14 protein-coding genes are annotated in these 22825 nt (G+C 70.8%); 3 read left to right on the top strand and 11 right to left on the bottom strand.

Going from position 1 to position 22825, the window contains the following annotated elements; all coding sequences use genetic code 11:
- Nucleotide 1 precedes the first annotated feature (1 nt).
- The 11 genes from ACF3NH_RS19265 to ACF3NH_RS19215 all read right to left on the bottom strand — a co-directional run bounded on the left by ACF3NH_RS19265 (nt 2) and on the right by ACF3NH_RS19215 (nt 19067).
- Entirely contained in the window at nt 2-7561 is a 7560-nt protein-coding gene (locus ACF3NH_RS19265; RefSeq protein ID WP_422925172.1) for a carbohydrate-binding protein, read from the bottom strand.
- A 269-nt stretch (nt 7562-7830) separates the two neighbouring features.
- Nucleotides 7831-9426 (bottom strand): ABC transporter substrate-binding protein, encoded by a 1596-nt coding sequence (locus ACF3NH_RS19260; RefSeq protein ID WP_422925170.1) that lies wholly within the window; start codon nt 9424-9426, stop codon nt 7831-7833.
- Nucleotides 9427-9488: 62 nt separating this feature from the next.
- Entirely contained in the window at nt 9489-9803 is a 315-nt protein-coding gene (locus ACF3NH_RS19255; RefSeq protein ID WP_198366606.1) for a DUF3325 domain-containing protein, read from the bottom strand.
- Complete coding sequence (locus ACF3NH_RS19250) at nt 9800-11362, bottom strand: PepSY-associated TM helix domain-containing protein (protein ID WP_422925168.1); 1563 nt, start codon at nt 11360-11362, stop codon at nt 9800-9802. Before ACF3NH_RS19250 ends, ACF3NH_RS19255 begins: the two co-directional genes overlap by 4 nt.
- The gene (locus tag ACF3NH_RS19245) at nt 11359-11691 is read right to left on the bottom strand and encodes a DUF3649 domain-containing protein (RefSeq protein ID WP_198366912.1); all 333 of its coding nucleotides are present in this window, start codon (nt 11689-11691) and stop codon (nt 11359-11361) included. Before ACF3NH_RS19245 ends, ACF3NH_RS19250 begins: the two co-directional genes overlap by 4 nt.
- Nucleotides 11691-13955, bottom strand: a complete 2265-nt coding sequence (locus ACF3NH_RS19240) for a TonB-dependent siderophore receptor (RefSeq protein WP_422925165.1) — start codon at nt 13953-13955, stop codon at nt 11691-11693. Before ACF3NH_RS19240 ends, ACF3NH_RS19245 begins: the two co-directional genes overlap by 1 nt.
- Before the next feature lie 186 nt (nt 13956-14141).
- A complete protein-coding gene (locus ACF3NH_RS19235) occupies nt 14142-15200 on the bottom strand; it encodes a sulfate/molybdate ABC transporter ATP-binding protein (protein WP_422925163.1) in 1059 nt (352 codons plus the stop codon).
- Nucleotides 15197-16060, bottom strand: coding sequence for a sulfate ABC transporter permease subunit CysW (cysW, locus tag ACF3NH_RS19230; RefSeq protein WP_422925161.1), 864 nt, complete (start codon nt 16058-16060; stop codon nt 15197-15199). Before cysW ends, ACF3NH_RS19235 begins: the two co-directional genes overlap by 4 nt.
- Nucleotides 16057-16890, bottom strand: a complete 834-nt coding sequence (gene cysT / locus ACF3NH_RS19225; protein WP_198366908.1) for a sulfate ABC transporter permease subunit CysT — start codon at nt 16888-16890, stop codon at nt 16057-16059. Before cysT ends, cysW begins: the two co-directional genes overlap by 4 nt.
- Nucleotides 16887-17915: a sulfate ABC transporter substrate-binding protein gene (locus ACF3NH_RS19220; RefSeq protein WP_422925159.1), complete on the bottom strand. Its 1029-nt coding sequence runs from the start codon at nt 17913-17915 to the stop codon at nt 16887-16889. The genes cysT and ACF3NH_RS19220 overlap by 4 nt, the downstream gene beginning before the upstream one ends.
- A gap of 237 nt (nt 17916-18152) precedes the next feature.
- Nucleotides 18153-19067: a LysR substrate-binding domain-containing protein gene (locus ACF3NH_RS19215; RefSeq protein ID WP_198366906.1), complete on the bottom strand. Its 915-nt coding sequence runs from the start codon at nt 19065-19067 to the stop codon at nt 18153-18155.
- A 111-nt stretch (nt 19068-19178) separates the two neighbouring features.
- Between ACF3NH_RS19215 and ACF3NH_RS19210 the strand changes: the two genes are divergently transcribed.
- The 3 genes from ACF3NH_RS19210 to hemH all read left to right on the top strand — a co-directional run bounded on the left by ACF3NH_RS19210 (nt 19179) and on the right by hemH (nt 22761).
- Nucleotides 19179-20675 carry a catalase gene (locus tag ACF3NH_RS19210; protein ID WP_422925156.1) on the top strand — a complete coding sequence of 499 codons (1497 nt, stop codon included), beginning with the start codon at nt 19179-19181 and terminating at the stop codon, nt 20673-20675.
- Nucleotides 20676-20743: 68 nt separating this feature from the next.
- Nucleotides 20744-21721 carry a hydroxymethylbilane synthase gene (gene hemC, locus ACF3NH_RS19205; protein WP_422925154.1) on the top strand — a complete coding sequence of 326 codons (978 nt, stop codon included), beginning with the start codon at nt 20744-20746 and terminating at the stop codon, nt 21719-21721.
- Nucleotides 21718-22761, top strand: a complete 1044-nt coding sequence (gene hemH / locus ACF3NH_RS19200) for a ferrochelatase (RefSeq protein WP_422925152.1) — start codon at nt 21718-21720, stop codon at nt 22759-22761. Before hemC ends, hemH begins: the two co-directional genes overlap by 4 nt.
- Nucleotides 22762-22825: the final 64 nt, after the last annotated feature.

The following is a 22825-nucleotide window of genomic DNA, read 5'->3' as shown; positions in this document are numbered from 1 at the left end:
GTCAGGCCACCACGCCGGGGATGTCGAAGAAGTCCCGGAGCCCGTCCTGGTCCGTATCCCGCTGCAGGACATCCAGCACCCCATTGCGGTCCGCATCCTCGAGCGCCGTCAGGGCATGGGGGCGGACATTGGTGATGAGGAAGACCAGGTCGTTGTAGTCGTAGTTGGCGCCGCCAGGATAATCCTGCACGCCGATATAGCTGCCGGCGATGACCTGCCCGTCCCCGTCCCGCGCCTGGAAGAAGCGGATCAGATGGCCCTGATCCGCGCCCACCAGCGGGCTCAGGGCCGGGTCGAGCCGGTTGGCCTGCGGGTCCGACCAGGAGGCATAGGTCGGGCGCCCGTCCACCGTCACATGCAGGCCGAAGGGCGCGGCCGGGCTGAAGCTGGCGCGGGCCACCGAGGCGCCGGCCCCCGCCCCCGCGACCAGCGAATCCGGCAGCAGCGTCTGGCCCTGCTGGTCGTCATTGGCCAGCAGGTTCGTGGTCTGGCCGGAGGAGAGGGTGTGGGTGCCGAGCCGCGCCACGGCGCCCTGGTTCAGCATGGCGGCGAGCTGGACGACCTCCACCGGCCTGCCGCCATCGAGCCGCTCCAGGTAGGGCATCAGCACCTCGTCGCCGATCGTCTCGACCCAGCCGCCGCCCGCCAGCGCCGCCTGCGCCACGTTGGTGTCGTAGCCGAAGGCCTCGACGATCTGCGCGACATTCGGCTCGGAATTGTTCTCGGAGAACTCCTGTGCCAGCCCGCTGAGGGCGATGACCTTCTGGCCCTGGGTGAAGTCGGTCGAATGGATCGTCAGGCTGGATTCGTAGAGCTGGGCGCCCGCCGCCGTCCCGGCATGGGTGCCGGTGAAGCGCAGCGTCAGGCTGACGCTGGCGCCCGGCGCGAGCGTCGCCGGCGCGGTGCCGATGAGCTGGAAGCCGTTGGGATCGTCCAGGGTCACGCCGGAGATACCGAGCGCCGCCGAGCCGTCGTTGCGCAGCGTCAGCACGGCCTCGTCGCGGAAGGCCTGGCTGGCATTGGCCGGATTGTCGATGCGGGAGAAGACCAGGCGCTCATCCGCCGCGGCATCATCGAGCCCGGCGACGACGAGCTGCTGCCCGAAGCCCACCGGCGTGATGCCCTCGATGACGGTCATGTTGTCGTTGTAGTCGTAGTTGATGCCCGTGTAGTCCATGACGCCGAGATAGACGTTCGGGATGACATCCCCGTCCTGATCGACCGCCTGGAAGATCCGGTGCGTGTAGCCGCGCGGGATGCCGGAGGTGCCGGCGGGTGGCGTGCCGCCGCCCGCCGGGTTGAGCCGGGGGTCGGTGGAGAGGCTGTCGATCGACATGCCGAAGACGTCGTTGCCGGCCCAGGCATCCGGGATGTCGGCGGCGGTGAAGCTGCGGCTCGAGAAGCCGCCATTGCCGAGCAGCGGCAGCAGCGTCTGGTTGTCGTTCCCGTCATGGGTCCAGAGCGTGCTCTGCTGGAACTTGTTGCCGGGATTATGGATGGCGAAGCTGGCGCCGCCGTTGCCGTGATAGGCCGCGATATGCGTGGCCGTCGCCGCGGTATAGCCATCGGCGATGCGCCAGTAGGGCGAGAGCACCTCGGTGGCATCGGCGGAACGGTAGAGATCGAAGTCGTTCAGCACCGAGTTCTCGCCGCCGCCGCGCGTGCTCAGCCCCTCAATGACATTGCCGAAGCCGAAGACCTTCCAGACCTCGTTGACATTCGGCTCCTGCCCGCCCTCGTCACGCGCCTGCCAGAAGCCGGCGAGCTGCACCGTCGCCTGCGGCGCCGCGGGATCATTGGTGTTGATCCGGAGATGGCCCTCGAAGGTGGTCGAGGTGAGATCGACATTGCTGGTCGGCGGCATATAGAGCGCCCGGTTGAACAGCACCGTGACATCGACCGACTGGCCGGCCGCCAGGGACAGGTTGCTGAGCGCGGCCGGATTGGCCAGGCTGAAGGGGCCGTCCAGCGTCGCGCCGCTGATCGCCAGCGGCCCCTCGCCGGAATTGGTGACCCGCACCACGCCGCTGGACTTGAAGGCACGGTCGACCAGATCGGGCCGCTGGGCGTTGGGATCCTCCAGATAGCTGAACTGAAGCCGGTCGTCGAAGAAGGTGGCGTCGAGGGCCTGCACGGCGATCCGGCCGGCACCGGCCGGCGCCGGGCGCAGGTCGAGATAGTCCAGCGCATTCGCGCCCGGCGCGTCGGAGACGACGCGGAGATGGTAGGACTGGCCCGCCGTCAAGGAGAGGCCCGTGCTGACCTCGCCTGCCGTGCCGCTTCCGGGGAAGGCCAGATCGGCCAGCAGCGTGTCGTTCAGGTAGAGGGTCAGGCCCTGCCCGTTCGGCGCGCCGGCATTGGCGGCGAGGTCGAGCAGATAGGCGCCGCTCGCGGACGGGGTGAAGTAGAAGTCGACCGTCCGGGCATTGACGATGCGCGTCGCATGCGTCGCCGTCTGCTCCAGCTCGATCCGCGTCTCGCCCGAGATGGCGGCATAGTCCGGCTGGAAGGCGGGCTGCGCCGGGCTCGTCGCCACCCGCAGCTGGTCGACATTCGGGCCGACGGCGTTCGGCGCGGTCAGGCGGATCGTGTTGTCGCCCTGCTGCAGCTCGACGGTCGTGGTCTGGAACCGCCATTCGCTCTCGGCGGCATTGCTGAAGCCCGGGAAGCTGAGCGCGCCGAGCGGCGCCTCGTTCACCGCCAGGGCCAGCGGGCGGTCGCCCTTGCCGGCGGCCAGGGCATAGCGGACACCGATCTCGTAGATCCCGGCCTGCGGCGCCTCCACCGTCCAGGTGATCGACTGGTCGGCGGTGCCGTCGTAATCGACGAAGGCGCCCGACTGGTTGCGGTTCTCGGTGACGACCCTGGCACCGACCAGCGCCGCCGCCTCCGCCTCCAGGAAGACGTAGGGCTCCTGCGGCTGCGGCGGCGCGGCGGGCGCCAGCACCTCGATCTGGTCGATGTTCGGGCCCGTGTTGGCGGTCGCGCGGAAGCTGACGGTGTTGGTCCCGGAGACCAGGTTGGCGGGCACCTCCAGGATCTGCCACGTGGCCCAGGCGGCGTCGCCGCTCTGGCCTGCGGGCGGGCCGAAGCCGCGCACTCCGGTGCTGACGCCGTTCACCAGCACGTCCAGCGGCCGGTCCGTCGCTCCGCCATTGCCGTAGCGGACGCGGATCAGCCCACTGCCTGCCTGCGCCGCCGGCACGGCGAAGGTGAAGGTGACGAAATCCCCGGCGAGGGCGCCGAAATCGGCATAGCCGCCCGGGACGCCATCGGTGTTGACGGTGTTCCCGTCGAGGCCGAAGGCGCCCGGCCGCAGGCCATTGACCAGCCCGCTTCCGCTCTCGGGATTGGCCGCCGTGCGGATCTGGATCTGCGCGCCGGCACCGGAGGAGAGGCCGACCGCCGTGCCGTCGCCGGGCGTGTTGTCCTCGGCCTGGATGGTGACCAGGGAGACAAGCTGCGCGGGCTGCTGGGGCGGGGTGTAGAGCGTGCTGGCCGTCGCCCGGTTGCCGGCACCGTCGGTCACCTCCAGCTGGGCGGTGACCGCCGTGCCGGCAGCGACCGCCAGGCTGAACCGTCCCTGCGCGTCGGGCGTGACGCTCCGCGCGGCGCCGCCGCCGAGGCTGACGGTGAAGCCGACGAGATCGGCATCGGCGCCGCCGATCTGGAACAGGACCGACGCGGGATTGCCGCCATCGACCACGCTGAGCGTCAGGTCGCCGCCCTCGTCGGCGGTGACGTCGGAGACGACGGCACCCGGCACCGGGCTGAGCAGGACGAGCTGGCTGGCCCCGGTGCCGCGGTTCAGCGTCATCAGGTAGAGCTGCCCGGTCGCGGGGTCCTCGACGATGTCGAGCGGATCGATGTAGTCGTCGATCACCGAGCCGTCGGGCCGGCGCAGCACGTCGTCGCCGATGACGGCGCCCCCGGCGTCGAGGCGGACCATACGGACATTGTCGCCGATCGAGAACTGGGCGACGAGGATGGCGCCCTTGAGGCTCTCGCCGAAGACATTGCTGCGGTACTCGATGGCGCCGTTGGGCGACTGGTTGTAGCCGAGGTCGTAGGTGCCGGCGAGGTCGTAGGCCGGATCGGGCAGCACGCCCACGTCATAGCCATCCGTGCCGGGCGTCCCGTCCTTCTCGGCGACGACCTCGTTCGGATCCTCCCCGGCGGTGGGATTGCCGCCGTTCAGGATGTACTGGTCCCGCAGCACGTTCGGATGGCCGTAGTACTTCCCTTCCGAGATCGTGAAGAGATAGTCCTTCTGCTTCGGCCCGTAGTCGATCACTTGGTCGCCGGGCTGGGTCGGATCCTCCGGCGTGTGCGGCCCGACCGCGCTGCCGTTCGTCGGCGCGTAGAGATGGCCGTTGCTGTGCCAGACGAGATCGTAGGCGTTGCGGACGCCGCTGGCGTAGATGCTCAGCACCGCATCCGCCGCGTAGGGGTTGTAGAAGCCGGGATAGGTTCCGTCGGCATTGAAGCTGGAGGGCGGGTTGCTGGTCGTCGGGTCCGTCACCGGCTCGGTGCGGACGTCGAAGCCGCCGGCGGGGGCGTCGCGGCTGGGGTCGATCTCCAGCACGGCGGCGTTGAGCAGGCGCTCGGGCCGGTTGCCCCAGGCATTGTCGGCGCTGCCGCCGGAGGAATTGGAGCCCTGGGTAACATAGAGCAGGTGGGCCGGCTCGCCCGCCTGCCCGGCATCGGGATTGGCGCGGAAGGCCAGGCTGTTGGTGACATGGTCGCCGCCGGAGCGCGGCAGGCCGGTGATATAGGCCTCCGCCGTCGCGCCGCTGAAGGAGCCGCCGGCACCGAGCTCGATCTTGCTGATCCTGCCGGAGAACTCCGGCGTGCTGAAGGCCTTGTTCTCGCGCGGGATCGGGTAGTTGTCCGACACCCAGATGACATCGGGGTTCGTCGGGTCGAAGACCATGCCGATGATGCCGCGCCGCCCCGCCGCGCCCTGGTCGAAGTGGCCGAGCGACAGCGTCTCCTGCGAGGCCTTGTCGAGGCTGCCATCGCCCAGCACCGACCAGCGGTGGATCTCGCCGGTGATGGTGGCGACGTAGAGCTTGCCGTCCGGCCCGAAGGTGATGGAGGTGAAGCCCGCCGCGCCGTCGATGAAGCCGTTGAGCAGCACCTGGGTGTTGAAGCCGACCTCGCGCGCCACGTTGACCGGCGTGGCGCCGGTGACGAAGCTGGTGGTGAGATCCTGCATCTGCCGCAGCGGCGCCGCGCCATCGGTGATGCTGCCGAGATCCAGGACATCCCTCACCATCAGCGTGTAGCCGGTGAAGGGCTTGAGGTCCTGGAGCGGGCGCAGCGTCAGCGAATCCGCCCCGCCGCTGATCTGGACATCCAGCGGCACCTCCAGGCCGGTCAGCGTCTCGACCAGGGTAACGCCGTCCGTGCGGGTCACGTTCGGTCCGCGGTGGCCAGGCGCCTGCAGGTTGACGCCGACGACGAAGCTGGAGAGCGGATTGATGCCGATCGGCAGGGCGCCGCCGGCGCCGATGGAGATCGGCACCTGCTCGTTCAGGTAGGCGGCGACGGGACCAACGAAGTACGAGTAGTCGCGATCGGCGCTGCGCCCGTCACTCGGCGTCAGGTCCGGCACGCGCTCGATCTCGAGATACTGCAGCTCGGTGTTGGTGCCACCGATGGAATCGATGGTGAGGCGGCCATCGGTCACCTGGACGATGCCGGTCTGCAGCGTCGAGCGGAAGCCGCCGCCGTCCTGCGCGCCATTGCCGCCGGGATTGGCGGGAACCCAGCTGCGGCCGAAGGCGAGCCCCTCGACATTGACGGCGTAGGTGCTGTCGAAGGGGCCGCCGCTGTCGCCGATGGACAGGCTGAGCTGATAGGTGCCGTTCTCCAGCGCGATCTCCCAGGCCCGCGCGCCCGCGGCGCCGGCCGCCGGCTGTTCCATCTGCGCCAGGGTCTTCTGCAGCGCGGTGGCGCCGGGCACGGTGTTGCGGTAGCTCAGCGCGCCCGTCGGCAGCGCGGCGGCGATGGTGCCGTTGGCGGTGCCGTCCGCGACGCTCGCCTCCGTCACCCAGCCATAGCTGAAGCCGCCGCCCCGGCTGCCGAAGGCTGCGCCGGTGTCGGCCTCGTAGCCGGCCGGCGTGGCATAGCCGGCCGGCAGGCCGCCCGCGCCCGCCGCCGGCTCGAAGTTGACGCGGACGACCTCGCCGAAGACCTGCGGCAGGCCGGGCCCGCCGGGCTCGTCCTGAAGCTGGAGCGTCACCTGGTCGATGTTCGGACCCGAGTTGGCGCCCGCCGGAATGCTGAGGCGCAGCACATGGTCGCCCGCCCCCAGCGTGACCGGAAGCGTGACCTCGCCCCAGGCATTCCAGCCGGTCGCGCCGGTGCCGCTGCCGGCCGTGCCGGCGGGCGGAAAGTTCACCGTGATCGCGTTGCCGCCATCGACGGCGAGCAGCAGCGGCCGGTTGCCGGCGCCGCCATTGCCGTAGCGGAAGGTGACATCGTAGACGCCGGTCTGCGCCACACTGACGGCGACGCTGATGGCATCTCCCGCATTGCCACCGAAATCCATATAGGCGCCGCCGGCGGCGCCGGCGCGGACATTACCGCCGGAATCGGGATGCGCCGCGTCCACCGCGCGGGTGAAATCGGCGCTCGCCGGGGAGCCGGTGTCCTGCACGGTGACGCGCGACGTGTCCTCCGCCTGGATGACGATGGCGGCCGCCGGATCGACCGCCGCGGCAATCTGCAGGCCGGCGGTGGCCGAGGCGACGTTGCCGACCTGATCGGTGACATAGACCGTGGCGGTCACGGCCCCGGGGGACAGATGGCTGGCGTCGAAGACGAAGTCGCCATCCGCATCCGGCCGGCCGGTGATGTCGGTGCGGGTGACGCCGCCATCGAAGCTGATCGCCAGAGCGACGATATCGGCATCGACGCCGCTGATGGTGAAGTTGACCGAGGCCAGGGCAGCCCCGGAGAGCGGCGCGTCCGGCGCGTCGAGGAAGAGGTTGCCATCGGCGTCGGCGCTGCTGTCGGCCGGGATCGGTCCGGTGCCGGCGGGGGTCAGCTCGATCCGATCGACATTCGGCCCGGTGGAGGCGCCCGCCGGAATGGCGAGGGTGACGGTATTGGTCCCCGCCGCCAGCGTCACGGTGCGGGTCAGGAAGCCCCAGACGTTGAAACCCTGCTGCGCCGCCGCGCCACCCGCCGGGCCGGTGTCGGGGAAGGCCACGACACCAGGGCCGCCGGCATTCACCCCGATGTCAAGGCTGCGGGGCCCCGAGCCGAAGATCTGCGACGCATAGCGGATGTTGAGATCGTATGATCCGGCCTCCGCCACATCCAGGTTGAAGCTGACCCGGTCGCCCGGCGTGTCGCCGAAGTCGAGATAGCCGGTGCCGGTGAAGCCCGGGCGCAGCGTGCCGCCACCCGGCACCGGTGAGGTTTCCGGGTGGGCGGCATCGCGGATGAGGGTGTCGTTGGTGTTGGCGTCCTGATCCAGGACCGTCAGATCGCCGCTTTCCACCTGGATGGAGAGTCGCGTGCTTCGCGAGGGAAGGGAGAATGTCGCCATGGGTTGTATCCGCCCGCCGGTGCACGGCCCAAAAGATTCAATTTCGATACAAGCTGAAGTTTTGTAAGCGGCCCGCACAAGAGACAATCTCTTTCCGCGACTTGAACTTGGTGTGACCAATCTTATTGAGACACGTTGCGTTGCGGGATACGCCTTGGTGCGCGAGAATTTCGACGACTCCCTGCATCGGCGCAGTGACCGGGGTCACATCGCGAAAAGGGCCGGATCCCTGCGGACCCGGCCCTTCCTCTCCCGATATGTCAGGACGATCAGACGCGCCGCATGTTCCACATGATGGCGAAGCCGGGAACACGGCCCTGGAGGTTCTTGTTGATCGCCGTCATCGACTTGTAGGCGCCGACCGGGATGTAGGGCAGCTCATCCATCGCCACGCGCTGCATCTCCTCGCCGATCCGCTTCTGCGCCGGGAGGTCGGTCGCGAGGAACCACTCGTCGCGGAGCTGCTCCAGGCGCGGCATGTCCGGCCAGCCGACCCAGGCGGCGGCACCGTTGCCGCGCAGCGGGAAATGCGCCGAGGGATCGGCGAAGTCGAAGGAGGAGAAGGAGGTGAGCAGCATGCTCCAGCCGCCCTTGTCCACCGGCTCGCGCGAGGTGCGGCGCTGCACCACCGTGCCCCAGTCGCCGAGTGCGATGTCGGCATTGAACTCGAGGCGCCGCACCAGATCCGCCGCCACCTGGGTCATGGCCGACGGCGCCAGGATGTCGGTGGGCCCGATCAGCCGCATGGGCTGGTTGCCGTAGCCGGCCTCGCGCAGCAGCGCCTTGGCGCGGTCGAGGCTGCGCTCGCCCTTCAGCGGCTCCAGCGCCACCTCGCTCGCCATCGGCGTGCCGGGCGTGAAGACGCCCACATTGTCGAAGTAGAGCGACGGCTCGGGCCCGACCACGGCGCTCATGAAATCGGACTGGCTGATGGCGGGCAGCAGCGCCTGGCGGATCTTCTTGTCGTTGAACGGCGCGTGCAGGTGGTTGAAGCGCAGCACACCGACCAGCGGCAGCGGGTCGATCGCCTCGATCGAGATCTGCCGGTTGCGTGCCAGCAGCATCTGGATCTCCGGCGGCGGCTGCTCGAACCAGTCGATCTCGCCGGTCTGCAGCGCCGCCGCGGCGGTCGAGGCATCGGTGATGATGTGCCATTCGACGCGGTCGAAATGCGGCACCTTCGGCCCGGCCGTCAGGCTCGGCTGACCGTCCGGCGTCGGGCTGTACTCGGCGTTGCGCTCATAGACGACGAGGCTGCCCGAGTTGAACTCGTCCGCCTTGAAGCGGAACGGGCCGCAGCCCGTGGTGTCGCGGATCTGGGTGAAGGCGTCGGTCTGCGCCAGCCGGGCGGGGACGATGAAGGGCGGGCTGTTGCTCACCTGCGCCAGTGCCGCCTTCAGCATCGGGAAGCGCTGCTTCAGGCGGAAGCGGAAGCGGCGGTCATCCACGACCACCATCTCCTCGACGAACATGGCGAGCTTCTGCCCCATCGGGCTGCGCTTCATCCAGCGCTGCAGGCTCGGCACCGCATCCTGCGCGCGCACCTTCTCGCCGTCATGGAAGCGGGGCCCGTCGCGGAGCGTGACGGTGACGCTGCGGCCCTCATCCTCCTCGACCATCCCTTCCGCCAGCTGTGGCCGGGGGGTGAAGCTGCTGTCCATGCCGTAGAGCGTGTCATGGATCATGTAGGCATGGTTGCGGGTGATGTTCGCCGTCGTCCAGACCGGATCAAGGCTGGTCAGGTTGGCCTGCGGCACGAGCTTCAGCAGGCGCTGCCGGGCCGGCTGGGCGATCGCGAAGCGGCCGGGCGCGGCGGCCACGCCGGCGGCGCCGGCGGCCGCCAGAAGAGTGCGGCGACTGAGCATATCCATCTCCGTTCAGGATCGACCGGCATGGAACAGGAGCGGGGCGGCCTCCGCAACCCCGCTCAGGCCAGCGGCAGCCCGGCCAGGGCCAGCAGCGGCGGCAGGGCCAGCAACCGCGGCGCATAGGGCATCAACAGGACCAGAAGGCCGGCGGCCAGGGTCAGCAGGCCACACCAGAGCACGCTGCCGATACCCCAGCCTGCCGCCAGGACGCAGGGCGGCAGGGACAGGCCGAGCAGCAGCCAACCCGCCCAGCGCAGGCCGGCCGAGCGGCCCGCCGCCAAGCGGCGGCCGAAGAGGTCGCGCTGGTGGCGGTCCATGGCCAGGCAGAGGCCGGCGAAGCCGGCATAGGCCAGGGCGAAGCTCAGCGGAATCATTCCGCCGGCCTCGCCGCCGGCTTCGCCGCGCCCCGCGCCGCCCGGGGCAGCGGCGCCTTCCGCCGCGCCAGATAGACTGCGCCTCCGAGCATCAGGGCGCCCAGCGCGGCCACGGTCAGCTCCACCGCCGCGACCGTGGCCGGCCCCCGCGTCAGGCTGGCGCCCAGATGGCTCGGCACCGTCAGCGCGCTGGCCACCGGCAGCAGGAGGCCGAGCGCCCCGGCCAGGCTGAGCTGCTCGATCCAGCCGCGCAGACCGGGGCGGCAGAGAGCGTGCAGCAGGCAGAGGCCCCAGAGGATGAAGAACCCGTCCGTTTCCCAGCCTGAGCGTCCCGGCATTTCCGCCGGCAGCAGGCGGTTGAGCCAGAAGAAGCCGGCCATGGCCACCGGCAGCCCCGCCAGGGTGGCGAGGTTCAGCACCTCCACCAGCCGCAGGCCGGGGCCGACGCGGCCCGCCTTGCGGTGCTCCTGCCGCTCCTTGACGGCCCAGAGCAGCACGCCGGTGCCAACCATGGCGGTGCCGGCTAGGCCGGAGAGGAAGAACAGCCAGCGCAGCGCCCCCTCGGCGAAGCGCCCGACATGCAGGCTGTAGAAGGCTCCATGCGTCAGGGCCGTGCCGCTGTCGCGGTCATCCCGATCCAGCAACGCGCCGCTCACGCCATGGAAGACCAGGCTCTGGCGGCTGGCGGCCAGGCGGTCGTCATCGCCGCGATTGATGTCGATGCGCGCTTCCGCATCACCCGGGTTGCGGATGGTGACCCGCGCGACGCGCCCTCCCTCCCAGAGCCGCGCCGCCTCGGCCAGGATGGGGTCGATCGCCACCAGCGGCGCGGCCTGGCCGGAGCGGCGGACCGGCGGCTGGCTGCCGAAGACCTCGGCGGTGAAGGTGCGGGGATCGTCGCGATAGGCGGCCTGCACGCCCCAGGGCATGTAGAGCAGCATCAGCGTGATCAGCCCGGTATAGGTGATCATCAGGTGGTAGGGCAGCGCCAGCACGGCGGTCACGGCATGCGCGTCGAGCCAGGAGCGCTGGCCCTTGCGCGGGCGGAAGGTGAAGAAGTCCGAGAAGATGCGCCGGTGCGTGATGATGCCGCTGACGATGGCGACCAGCATGAACATGGAGCAGAGGCCGACGATCCAGCGCGCCCAGATCGGCGACATGTAGTGCAGGTCGAAATGCAGCCGGAAGAAGAAGTCGCCGCCGCGGGTCTCGCGCGCCTTCAGGGCCTCGCCGCTGACAGGGTCGAGCAGGGCGGTGCGGAAGCCCCGGCCGCTGGCCGTGGGGTCGCGCCAGAAGGCGGAGGCCAGGGACAGGCGGGGATTGGGCAGCGTCAACGTCAGGTCATTGCCGCCGCTCATCCGCAGGGCGGCGTCCAGCACGGGCTGCAGCGAGGCCACTTCGGCCTGCGGCCGATGCAACTCCGGCCGCGCCCAGAACGAGATCTCGGGGCGGAAGTAGCTGGCGGTTCCGGTCAAGAAGATCAGGAACAGCACCCAGCCGACCAGCAGGCCGGACCAGGTGTGCAACCAGGCCATGGATTGCCGGAAGCCGGTCTTCATGGCGCCACCCAGCCTTGCGCCAGGAAGGCGATGCCGGCCAGCAGCGCCGCGGGCAGCAGGATGCCGAGCCAGGCCCGCAGCGCGTCACGCGCCGCGAAGACCCAGACCACGGCGCCGCAATAGACAGCGAAGCTGGCCAGCATTCCGGTCAGCACCGCATCGGCCCGCTGCATCGGCAGGGCGAGGGCCGCCGCCGTGGCGGCGAGCGCGGCCAGCGCATAGCCGCCGCCGATGGCGGCGACCACGCGCAGCAGGATACCGAGCTTCCTGCGCCATTCGGCGGCGGGCGGCGCGGCGCGGCGCGCCGCCGTGCTGCCGGATGCGGCCATCAGAAGCGGTAGCGCAGCGAGCCGGTGACGGTGCGGCCGTAGCCATACCAGCACCAGGCATAGGACAGGCAGCTCGCCACGTAGCGCGTATCCGCGACGTTCTGGATGTTGACCGCGAGCTGCATGCCGTTCAGGTCGCGGCTGACCTGGCCGAGATCATAGCGCAGCGCGGCGTCGAAGAGGGTCGCGGAATCCACCTTGAAGGTGTTCGCCGGATCGCCCCAGGAGGAGCCGAGGTAGCGCACGCCGCCCGCCACGCCGAGCCCGCCGAAGCGGCCCTCCGGCGCGGTATAGTCCAGCCAGGCCGAGGCATTGTGGCGCGGGATGCCGGTCGGCACCTTGCCCTCCTGCCGCACCGTGCCGCCGCTCGCCCGCCCCTCGATGCCGTAGTCGATGCCGACGCTGTTGTTGCTCTTGGTGTATTCCATGTCGAGATAGGAATAGGCGGCGGTCAGGCTCAGGCCCTGCGCCAGCGTCGCCTTGGCCTCCAGCTCGAAGCCCCGCGTGCGCACCTCGCCGTTCTGCACGCTGAACTGCGGATTGACCGGATCGGTGCTCAGCACGTTCTCCCGCAGCAGGTCGAAGGCGGCGACGGCGATCGAGAGATTGGTGCCCGGCGGCTGGTAGCGCAGGCCGATCTCGTACTGCCGCCCCGTGGTCGGGTCGAAGGGGTTCAGGTTGCGGTCGGTGCCGGTCTGCGGCTCGAAGCTCTCGGAGTAGCTCACATAGGGCGCGAGGCCGTTCTCGAAGAGATAGACGGCGCCGGCGCGGCCGGTGAAGGCGCTGTCGGTCTGCCGCGAGGTACCGGTCAGGGCGAAGCTGCCGGCGCGCCGGTTCTCCGTCGTGCTGTCCGACCAGTCGATGCGGCCGCCGGCCATCAGCACCAGCTGGCCGATCCGCACCTGATCCTGCAGATAGACGCCGAGCTGGTTCTGCCGCTGGCTGCTGTAGGTGGCGAAGCCGGGCCAGCGGGTGTTCTGGTTGGCATAGACCGGATTGAACAGGCTCTGCCGCAGGACGCCGTTCGGGGTGCGGCCGTTATAGACGTTCGAGCCGGTATAGACGTCGTTGAGCACGCGGAAGTAGTCGAGCCCGGCCAGCAGGGTGTGCCGCGCCGGTCCGGTGTCGAACTTGGCCTGCACCTGGTTGTCCAGGTTGAAGACATCGAGGTCGGCATCCGTGCCGAAGACCGAGCGGATCAGCTGCGTCATGTCGCTGCTGATCGCCGATCCGTAGAGGCTGCGATACTCGCCCTGCGTGTGCATGTAACGGAAGTTCTGCCGCACCGTCAGGGTGTCGTTGAAGCGGTGCTCGGCGAGATAGCCGATCTGGTAGTGCTCGCGGTTGCTGCGCTCGAAGTCCCAGTCACCGTCATAGAAGCGCGTGGCGATGCGGCCGTTCGGATTGGGCAGCGCCGAGCCCCAGCCCGGCACGCCGCCATAGGAGCCGGATTCCGGGTCGCGCTGGTAGTGGCCGAGGACGGTGATGGTGGTGTTGCTGGTCGGCCGCCAGGTCAGCGAGGGCGAGAAGAAGTAGCGCCGCTCGCGCACCTCATCGAGTTCGCCGTTGCCCTCGGCGTAGGAGCCGATGAAGCGGCCGAGCCATTCGCCGTTCTCGTCCAGCTTGCCGCCGTAGTCGCCGGCGACGCGCCAGTGCTCGCGCGTGCCGGCCTGCAGCAGCACCTCGCGGATGCGCTCCTCGGTCGGGCGCTTGCTGACGGCGTTGATGATGCCGCCCGGCGGCGTGGTGCCGTAGAGCACCGAGGCCGGGCCGCGCAGCACCTCCAGCCGCTCCAGCCGATAGGCGTCGAGGCTCGGATTGGCGTCGCGGCCGCCGGCGAGGCGCATGCCGTCGAGATACTGGCTCGGCGAGTAGCCGCGGATGGTCATCTGATCGAGGCGCACCGCGGCCGAGCCGCGCGTCTCGGTGACGGCGCCGACCGAGTAGCGCATGATCTGGTTGATGTTCTGCGCGTCGCGCGCGCGGATCTCGTCCGCGGTGATGACCGAGATGGATTGCGGCGTCTCGATCAGCGGCGTGTCGGTCTTGGTCGCGGTCGCGCTGACGCCAGCGACGAAGCCCTGCACCGGGCTGTATCCGCGTTCCACGCCGGCCTGCACGTTCACCTCGGGCAGCTGCACGGCATTGGGCGCCGGCGCGGCGGGAGATTGCGCGGAAGCCGTGAGCGGGCCGCCTGCCAGGCCGGTGGCCAGGGCGAGGAGGGAGACGCTTCGTCGGAGAGAGGCTGCGCGACCGCAGGTCATGATGGAGGGCGTGCCTTGATCTGATATTGAGAGTCGCTCGCATATACAGGACGCAAGCATCTCTCAAGGCCGCCTGGCGACGAAAGGTGCGAATTTGTCGCATTCCGAAACACAGCGTGGCGTCACGGGCACAGTTGGCCCGCTGTCACGCGCGGAAGGCTGCCGCCCTTGTGGTAGCGGGCGGTGTCAGGAATAGGCGCGGGCGGTGCGCGGGCGGATCACGCAGGGCCGGCCGGGCTCATACCCGGCGCCGCCCTCGACCTCGATCTCGATCGTCAGCCCCGCCAGATCGACCTCCAGGTGGCGCCGCCCGCCGGCGGGCCGGCTGGCGCGGATGACGGCATTCCTCCCACCCTCCCCTGGCCCCTCCCCGGCGCACCGCACCTCCCACTCATGCGGCCGCACGAAGGCCAGGGCCGCGCCCTCGCGCCGCGGCGCGACCGCCAGGGCCGCGCCCGGCAACGTGCCCAGGCCAGGGTCCTCGAAGCGCAGCGTGCCGCCCTGGAAGCGGGCCGGCAGGCGGGCGGCATGGCCGAGGAAGCCGGCAACGAAGGCATTGGCCGGCCGCTCCAGCAACACATCGGGCGGGTCGAACTGCGACACCTCCCCGGCCTGCATGACGGCCACCTTGTCGGCCAGCTCCATGGCCTCGTCCTGGTCGTGGGTGACGAAGACGATGGTGATGCCGAGCTGCGCGTGCAGCTCGCGCAGCCAGCGGCGCAACCCCTTGCGCACCTCGGCATCGAGCGCGCCGAAGGGCTCGTCGAGCAGCAGCAGCGGCGGCTCGATGGCCAGGGCGCGGGCCAGCGCCACGCGCTGCCGCTGCCCGCCCGAGATCTGGTCGGGATAGCGCCGCTCCAGCTCCGGGATCTGCACCATCTCCAGCAGGCGCCGCACCCGGCGGCCGATCTCCGCCTCCGGCGGGCGGGCGCGGCGCGGCCGGACGCGCAGGCCGAAGGCGACGTTCTCGAACACCGTCATGTGGCGGAACAGCGCGTAGTTCTGGAACACGAAGCCGATGCCGCGCTCGCGCGCCGGCACCTCCGCCATGTCCCGCCCCTCGATCCGCACCGTGCCCGAATCGGCGAAGTCGAGGCCGGCCAGGATGCGCAGCAGGGTGGTCTTGCCGGAGCCGGAGGGGCCGAGGAGGGCCACGAAGGCCCGCGCCGCGATGGAGAGAGACACGTCCCGGAGCGCCTGCGCCTCGCCGAACCGGCGCGACAGGCCGAGGATCTCGACACTCATGCGGGCGGTCGGCGGAGGCGGGCCAGGTCGCCGGAACGCTCGAGCAGCGCCTTGGCCGCCAGGGTCACGAGCGCCAGCAGGGCCAGCAGCCCGGCCACGGCGAAGGCCCCCACGAACTGGTACTCGTTGTAGAGGATCTCGATATGCAGCGGCATGGTGTTGGTCTCCCCGCGGATATGCCCCGATACCACGGACACCGCGCCGAACTCCCCCATGGCGCGGGCGTTGCAGAGCAGGACGCCGGAGAGCAGGGCCCAGCGGATGTCGGGCAGGGTGACACGCCGGAAGGTCTGCCAGCCCGAGGCGCCGAGCGTCGCCGCCGCCTCCTCCGCCGAGCGCCCCTGCTCCTGCATCAGCGGCACCAGGGTGCGCGCCACGAAGGGGAAGGTGACGAAGATCGTCGCCAGCACCAGCCCCGGCAGGGCGAAGACGATCTGGATGTCGCGCTCCTGCAGCCAGGGGCCGAGCCAGCCCTGCGCGCCGAAGAGCAGCACCCAGACCAGCCCCGAGATCACCGGCGAGACGGAGAAGGGCAGCTCGATCAGCGCCAGCAGCAGGGCACGGCCGGGGAAGTCGAACTTGGCGATGCACCAGGCGGCCGCCAGCCCGCCCAGGGTGTTGACCGGCACGGAGATCGCCGCGATCAGCAGCGTCAGGCGGATCGCGGCGAGGGCGTCGGGGTCGGTGATCGCGGCGACCACCGGCGTCCAGCCGCGGCGCAGCGCCTCCGTCGCCACGGCGAGCAGCGGCAGCAGCAGCAGCAGGCCGAGCACCAGCACGGCCAGCAGGATGGCCAGGCGGCGGACCCAGGGTGCCTCGGCCGCCACCTCGACACGGGGCTCGCCGCCGCGCCGCCTCATGCCGGCCGCCAGAAGCGGCTGGCCAGGTTGAGCACCAGCAGCAGAAGGAAGGACAGGAACAGCATGGCCAGGCCCACCGCCGCCGCGCCGGCGTAATCGAACTGCTCGAGCCGCACCACGATGAGCAGGGGCGCGATCTCGCTGACCATCGGCATGTTGCCGGCGATGAAGATGACGCTGCCATACTCCCCGATCGCCCGCGCCGCGGCCATGGTGAAGCCCGCCAGGAGCGCCGGGGCCAGGGCCGGCAGGATGACGCGCCGAAAGGTCTGCCCGCGGCCGGCGCCGAGGGTCGCCGCCGCCTCCTCCGCCTCGCGCGGCAGGTCGCGCAGCACCGGCTCCACGGTGCGGACCACGAAGGGGAGCCCGACGAAGGCCATGGCCAGCATCACGCCGAGCGGAGTGTAGGCGACCTTCACGCCCAGCGCCGCCAGCGGCGCGCCGAGCCAGCCGTTCGGCGCGTAGAGCGCCGTCAGCGCCAGGCCGGCGACGGCGGTCGGCAGGGCGAAGGGCAGGTCCACCATGCCATCCAGCAGGCGGCGGCCCGGAAAGCGGTAGCGCACCAGAACCCAGGCCGCCAGCAGGCCGATCGGCAGGTTCAGCGCCGCCGCCGCCAGCGCCGCCAGGAAGGAGAGCCGCAGCGCCGCCCAGACACGCGGCTCCGCCAGCGAGGCCCAGATCCCCGCCGGGCCCAGCTCCAGGGGCCGCAGCACCAGCGCCAGGAGCGGGATCAGCACGATCGTCGAGAGCCAGGCGAGGGTCAGGCCGAGACTGAGTCCGAAGCCGGGCAACACCCGGCGCCGCAGGCCGGAGGCGCCCCCGCCCCTCATCGTCCTGGTCGGTAGAGGCGGTCGAACAGGCCGCCATCCTCGAAGTGGTCCGCCTGGGCCTTGCGCCAGCCGCCGAAGAGCGGGTCGTCGATGGTGATCATCTCCAGCTGCGGGAAGCGGTCGCCGGCGGCGGCCAGGGCGGCGGGGTCGCGGGGGCGATAGAAATGCTGCGCCGCCAGGCTCTGGGCCTCGGGCTCGTAGAGCCCCTTCAGGAAGGCCTCGGCCGCGGCGCGGGTACCGCGCCGGTCCACGTTCCGGTCCACCACCGCGACCGGCGGCTCGGCCAGGATGGAGAAGCCGGGATAGACGATGTCGAACTGCCCGCGGCCGAATTCGGCGAAGGCCAGATGCGCCTCGTTCTCCCAGGCCAGCAGCACATCGCCCTGGCCGCGCTGCACGAAGGTCGTGGTGGAGCCCCGCGCGCCGGTATCGAGCACCGGCACGTTGCGGAACAGGGCGGCGATATAGGTCTCGGCCGCCTGGGGCGAGCCGCCCGGCTGGCGCTGCGCCCAGGCCCAGCCGGCCAGGTAGTTCCAGCGCGCCCCGCCCGAGGTCTTGGGATTGGGGGTGATGACGGCGACGCCCGGCTTCGCCAGATCGCCCCAGTCGCGCAGCCCCTTCGGATTGCCCTTCCGCACCAGGAAGACGATGGTGCTCGTATAGGGGGCGCTGTTCTGCGGCAGGCGGCTCTGCCAGTTGGCGTCGATCAGCCCGCGCTCGGCGATGGCGTCGATGTCATAGGCCAGCGCCAGGGTCACGACATCGGCCTGCAGCCCGTCGATCACCGAGCGGGCCTGCCGGCCCGAGCCGCCGTGCGAGGTGCTGGCGCGGATGGTCTGTCCCGTCCTGCGCTTCCAGTCCTCGACGAAGAGCGCGTTGTAGGCGCGGTAGAATTCGCGTGTCGGGTCATAGGAGACATTGAGCAGCTGCGTCGCGCCCTGGGCGCGCGCGCCGCCGGCCAGGGCCGTGCCGAGCGCCAGGCCGGCTCCGGCGACGCTGCGGCGGGAGACGGGAAATCCCTGCATGATGCTTCTCCTCCGGCGACGGCGGACCAGGCCCAGGGCGGGACCCTGGCCGCACAGGATAACAGAGACAGCACCCGAAGCTGCAAGCGCCTGTCGGAGCTTTGTCCCAAGCGGGGCGTCCGGACTGAATTCCGCTTCCCTGAAGCGCCAATTCCCCGCCTGCGGCTGTATCTTGACGTTTTCAGAACGCTATTCGCGCGTCAACACAATTCAATGTGGTGAATTTGACGGCAGGCCCTATGGCGCGGGGGCGGCGTGCCGCAGGAAAGCGGCCAGTTCCCGATAGCTCTCCCGCCGCGGGTCCGTGCGCCGCCAGACCAGGCCGATGCTGCGCCCCACCCGAGCATCGGCCAGCGGCCGCATGGCGATCAGCCCGCCCAGGTCGGCGCCCTCCTGCACCGCCAGTTTCGGCAGCAGGGAGAAGCCCTCCCCGGCCGCGATCATGTGGCGCAGCATCTCCAGGCTGCTGGCGAAGCGCTCCTCCCCGTCCGCGCGCGGCAGGCCGCAGAGGGAGAGCGCCTGGTCCCGCAGGCAATGCCCCTCCTCCAGCAGCAGCAGGCCACCGCCCTCGAGATCGGCGAGCGTCACCTCCGGGCGGGACTGCAGGGGATGGCCCTGGGGACAGGCCAGCAGGAAGGGCTCGAAGAACAGCGCCTCGCTGGCCAGGCCGGCGGAGGCCACCGGCAGGGCCACCAGGGCGGCGTCCAGCTCCCCCTGTTCCAGCGCCCGCACCAGGGCGGCGGTGCGCCCTTCCTGCAGCCGCAGCACCAGTTGCGGAAAGCGGTCGCGCACGGCGCGCAGCACCATCGGCAGGTAGTAGGGGCCGAGGGTGGCGATAGCGCCCAGGCGCAGCGGCCCCGCCAGGGGGGAGGCCTGCTCCTGCGCCAGGTCGAGCAGGCGCCGCGCCTCGCGCATCACCGCGCGCGCCTGGGCCAGCAGCACCGCCCCCTGCGGCGTGACGCCGACGCGGCGGGCCTGCCGCTCGAAGAGCGTGACGCCCAGCATGGCTTCCAGCTTGCGGATCTGTTCGCTGAGGGTAGGCTGACTGACGCCGCAACGATCGGCGGCCTGGCCGAAGTGACGCAGTTCCTCGACGACCACGGCGTATTCCAGGTCGCGCAGGGACAGGCCGGCCAGGGTCTGTGCTGCCATGATCACCCCTTTCGATAGGTTAGGCCTATCGCAACAGAATAGAGGATCGATTTAACCGATCAAGCGGCGACTGGTAGAAGATCCTCACCCCTGCCGAGAGGAAATTCCGGAATGTCCGAAAACCGTAAGCCTCCCACCCTGACCACCACCGCCGGCGCCCCCGTCGCCGACAACCAGAACAGCCTCTCCGCCGGCCCGCGCGGCCCGCTGCTCCTGCAGGACTACCAGCTGATCGAGAAGCTGGCGCACCAGAACCGCGAGCGCATCCCCGAGCGGGTGGTGCATGCCAAGGGCTCCGGCGCCTATGGCACCCTGACCATCACCGGCGACATCAGCCGCTACACCCGCGCCAAGGCGCTGCAGCCCGGCGCGCGGACCGAGGCGCTGCTGCGCTTCTCCACTGTCGCCGGCGAGCGCGGCGCGGCGGACGCCGAGCGCGACGTGCGCGGCTTCGCCCTGAAGTTCTACACCGAGGACGGCAACTGGGACCTGGTGGGCAACAACACCCCGGTCTTCTTCGTCCGCGATCCGCTGAAGTTCCCCGACTTCATCCGCACGCAGAAGCGCCACCCGGCGACCAACCTGCGCTCGCCCACCGCGATGTGGGACTTCTGGTCACTCTCGCCGGAGAGCCTGCACCAAGTCACGATCCTGTTCAGCGACCGCGGCCTGCCGCAGAGCTACCGGCACGTGAACGGCTATGGCAGCCACACCTACTCGCTCTGGAACGATGCCGGCGAGCGCCACTGGGTGAAGTTCCATTTCAAGACCCAGCAGGGCATCCGGACCTGGACCAACCGGGAGGCCAACGAGGTTATCGCCGAGGACCGCGAGAGCGCCCAGCGCGATCTCTACGAGGCCATCGAGCGCGGCGACTTCCCGCGCTGGACGGTGCAGGTGCAGATCATGCCGGAGCTGGACGCCGAGAAGACGCCCTACAATCCCTTCGACGTGACCAAGGTCTGGCCGCATGCCGACTATCCGCCGATCGACATCGGCGTGCTGGAGCTGAACCGCAACGCCAGGCACTATTTCGCGGAGATCGAGCAGTCCTCCTTCTCGCCCTCCAACATCGTGCCCGGCATCGGCTTTTCGCCGGACAAGATGCTGCAGGGCCGCATCTTCGCCTATGCCGACGCGCACCGCTACCGCGTCGGCACGCATTACGAGGCGCTGCCGGTCAACAAGCCGAAGGCGCAGGTCAACAGCTACCATGCCGATGGCGCCATGCGCTTCGACGCGCCGGTGGGCACGGACCACTACTACGAGCCCAACTCCTTCGACGGCCCGGTGCAGGACCCCGGCGTGAAGGAGCCGCCGCTGCGGATCTCGGGCGACGCCGACCACTACGACCACCGCGCCGGCAATGACGACTACACCCAGGCCGGCAACCTGTTCCGGCTGATGACCGCCGAGCAGAAGCGGCAGCTCTTCGAGAACATCGCCGGCGCGATGCAGGGCGTGCCCCGCTTCATCATCGACCGCCAGCTCGAGCATTTCCGCCGGGCGGACCCCGCCTATGCCGCCGGTGTCGAGGAGGCCATCAAGCGGGTCCATACCGCCCCGGCCTCGGCGCCGACCACCGCGGCCGACGTCGCCGCCGGATAAGGCTCCGGCCATCAGGAGGCCGGGCGCCGCGCCCGGCCTCCCCCTTCCCTCCCCGAGAGACTTCTCCGATGTCCGCCGTCCTCGACACCGCGCCGCCCCCGCTGGCGCGCCCGCGCCCGGCCGCCCTGCTGGCCGGGACGCGACAGAGCCCCCTCGCCCTGGCCCAGACCCGGCTCGTCCTGGAGGCGCTGGCGGCGGCCGGCGGCGCGGAGCCTGCCCTGGCCGTCCCGCTCGGCACCACCGGCGACCGTGAGGCCCGCCGCCTGGCGGATCTCGGTGGCAAGGGCCTCTTCGCCAAGGAGATCCACGAGGCGCTGCTCGACCGGCGGATCGACTTCGCCGTGCACAGCCTGAAGGACCTGGAGACCGAGCTGCCGCCCGGCATCGCCATCGCCGCCGTGCTGCCGCGCGCCGATGCGCGCGACGCGCTGGTGCTGGCCCCCTCCTGCCCGCCCGAGGAACACCGCCTGCCGCTGCCTTTCCTGCCCGTCGGCGCCCGCATCGGCACCGCCTCGGCGCGCCGCGCGGCGCAGCTGCGCGCCCTGCGCCCCGACCTGCGCTTCGGGCTGCTGCGCGGCAATGTGCAGACGCGGCTGGCGCGGCTGGAACAGGGCGACTTCGCCGCCGCGCCCCTGGCGCTGGCCGGCCTGGACCGGCTGCGCCTGCGGCACCGCGCCAGCCTGGTGCTCGAGCCGGAGGTGATGCTGCCCGCCGCCGGCCAGGGCATCGTGGCCATCACCGCGCGGGTCGGCGACCATGCCACCCGGCTGCGGCTGGCCGCCATCGACGATGCCGCGGCGCGGCTCGCGATGACCGCGGAACGGGCCCTGCTGACCGGGCTCGAGGGCTCCTGCCGCACGCCGATCGGCGCCCATGCCCGCCTGCTGCCGGGCGGCAGGCTGCGGCTGGACGGGCTGGTGGCGCGGGAGGATGGTGGCTTCCTGCTGCGCCGCCATATCGAAGGCGCGCCGGCCGAGGCCGCCCGCATGGGCGCCGCCCTGGCCGCCGAGCTGCGGCGCCTGAGCCCGGGAGACCTTCTCGCATGACCCGCCAGCCCCCCGGCGGCGCCTCCTTCTCCGCCCCCGGCATCGGCGTGCTGCTGGTCAATCTCGGCACGCCCGATTCCACGGGCTACCGGGACATGCGCCGCTACCTGTCCGAGTTCCTGTCGGACCGGAGGGTGATCGAGAACAACCCCCTCCTCTGGCAGCCCTTGCTGCAGGGGGTCATCCTGACCACCCGCCCCTTCCGCAGCGGCGCCGCCTACCGCCGCATCTGGAACACGGCGCGCGACGAATCCCCCCTGCGCACCCATACCCGTGCCCAGGCGGCCCTGCTGCAATCGGCGCTACTGCGGGATTGCGGGCAGGCGCCCGTCATCGACTGGGCCATGCGCTACGGCCGCCCCTCCATCGCCGAGCGGCTGTCGGCGCTGCGGGACCTGGGCTGCGACCGCATCCTGGTCGTGCCGCTCTATCCGCAGTACAGCGCCACCACGACGGCGACGGTGAACGACGACGTCTTCCGCGCCCTGATGCGGATGCGGCACCAGCCGGCGCTGCGCATCGCCCCCTCCTTCCCCGACCACCCGCTCTACATCGCGGCGCTGGCGGAGAGCCTGCGCGGGACCCTGGCCGGCCTGCCGCGGCAGCCGGAGCGCATCCTCGCCTCCTTCCACGGCCTGCCGGAACGCTACGTCGCCGCCGGCGACCCCTATCGCGCCGAATGCGAACGAACCATGGCGGCGCTGCGCGCGGCGCTCGGCCTCTCCGAGGCGGAGATGCCGCTCACCTTCCAGTCGCGCTTCGGGCGCGAACCGTGGCTGCAACCCTATACCGCCGAGACGGTGGTCGGCATGGCAAGGCAGGGGCTGCGTCACCTCGCCGTCATCACGCCCGGCTTCCTGTCCGACTGCATCGAGACGCTGGACGAGATCGGCCATGAGCTGCGCGACGAGTTCCTCGCCGCCGGCGGCGAAAGCCTGACGCTGATCCCCTGCCTGAATGACGGGCCGGGCGCCATCCGCCTGCTCGCGGCCATCGTCGCGCGGGAGACCTCCGGCTGGGGAGAAGTCCAGCCCCGCTGAGGGCGGCCTCCGGCGGAATTCATCCCGCCGGGCTTGCCGGGCGGCCGGACCGGGCGCAATTCTC

This window comes from Pseudoroseomonas sp. WGS1072 (assembly GCF_049340465.1).
Taxonomy (GTDB): Bacteria; Pseudomonadota; Alphaproteobacteria; order Acetobacterales; family Acetobacteraceae; genus Pseudoroseomonas.
This window is presented reverse-complemented; position numbering and strand designations above follow the sequence as displayed.

Coding starts and splice junctions, on each gene's coding strand:
- ACF3NH_RS19215 (WP_198366906.1), bottom strand. CDS start 19,067: ATGGCAGCACAGACCCTGGCCGGCCTGTCCCTGCGCGACCTGGAATAC.
- ACF3NH_RS19255 (WP_198366606.1), bottom strand. CDS start 9,803: ATGATTCCGCTGAGCTTCGCCCTGGCCTATGCCGGCTTCGCCGGCCTC.
- ACF3NH_RS19210 (WP_422925156.1), top strand. CDS start 19,179: ATGTCCGAAAACCGTAAGCCTCCCACCCTGACCACCACCGCCGGCGCC.
- cysT (WP_198366908.1), bottom strand. CDS start 16,890: ATGAGGGGCGGGGGCGCCTCCGGCCTGCGGCGCCGGGTGTTGCCCGGC.
- ACF3NH_RS19235 (WP_422925163.1), bottom strand. CDS start 15,200: ATGAGTGTCGAGATCCTCGGCCTGTCGCGCCGGTTCGGCGAGGCGCAG.
- ACF3NH_RS19220 (WP_422925159.1), bottom strand. CDS start 17,915: ATGCAGGGATTTCCCGTCTCCCGCCGCAGCGTCGCCGGAGCCGGCCTG.
- cysW (WP_422925161.1), bottom strand. CDS start 16,060: ATGAGGCGGCGCGGCGGCGAGCCCCGTGTCGAGGTGGCGGCCGAGGCA.
- ACF3NH_RS19260 (WP_422925170.1), bottom strand. CDS start 9,426: ATGCTCAGTCGCCGCACTCTTCTGGCGGCCGCCGGCGCCGCCGGCGTG.
- hemH (WP_422925152.1), top strand. CDS start 21,718: ATGACCCGCCAGCCCCCCGGCGGCGCCTCCTTCTCCGCCCCCGGCATC.
- hemC (WP_422925154.1), top strand. CDS start 20,744: ATGTCCGCCGTCCTCGACACCGCGCCGCCCCCGCTGGCGCGCCCGCGC.
- ACF3NH_RS19245 (WP_198366912.1), bottom strand. CDS start 11,691: ATGGCCGCATCCGGCAGCACGGCGGCGCGCCGCGCCGCGCCGCCCGCC.
- ACF3NH_RS19250 (WP_422925168.1), bottom strand. CDS start 11,362: ATGAAGACCGGCTTCCGGCAATCCATGGCCTGGTTGCACACCTGGTCC.
- ACF3NH_RS19240 (WP_422925165.1), bottom strand. CDS start 13,955: ATGACCTGCGGTCGCGCAGCCTCTCTCCGACGAAGCGTCTCCCTCCTC.
- ACF3NH_RS19265 (WP_422925172.1), bottom strand. CDS start 7,561: ATGGCGACATTCTCCCTTCCCTCGCGAAGCACGCGACTCTCCATCCAG.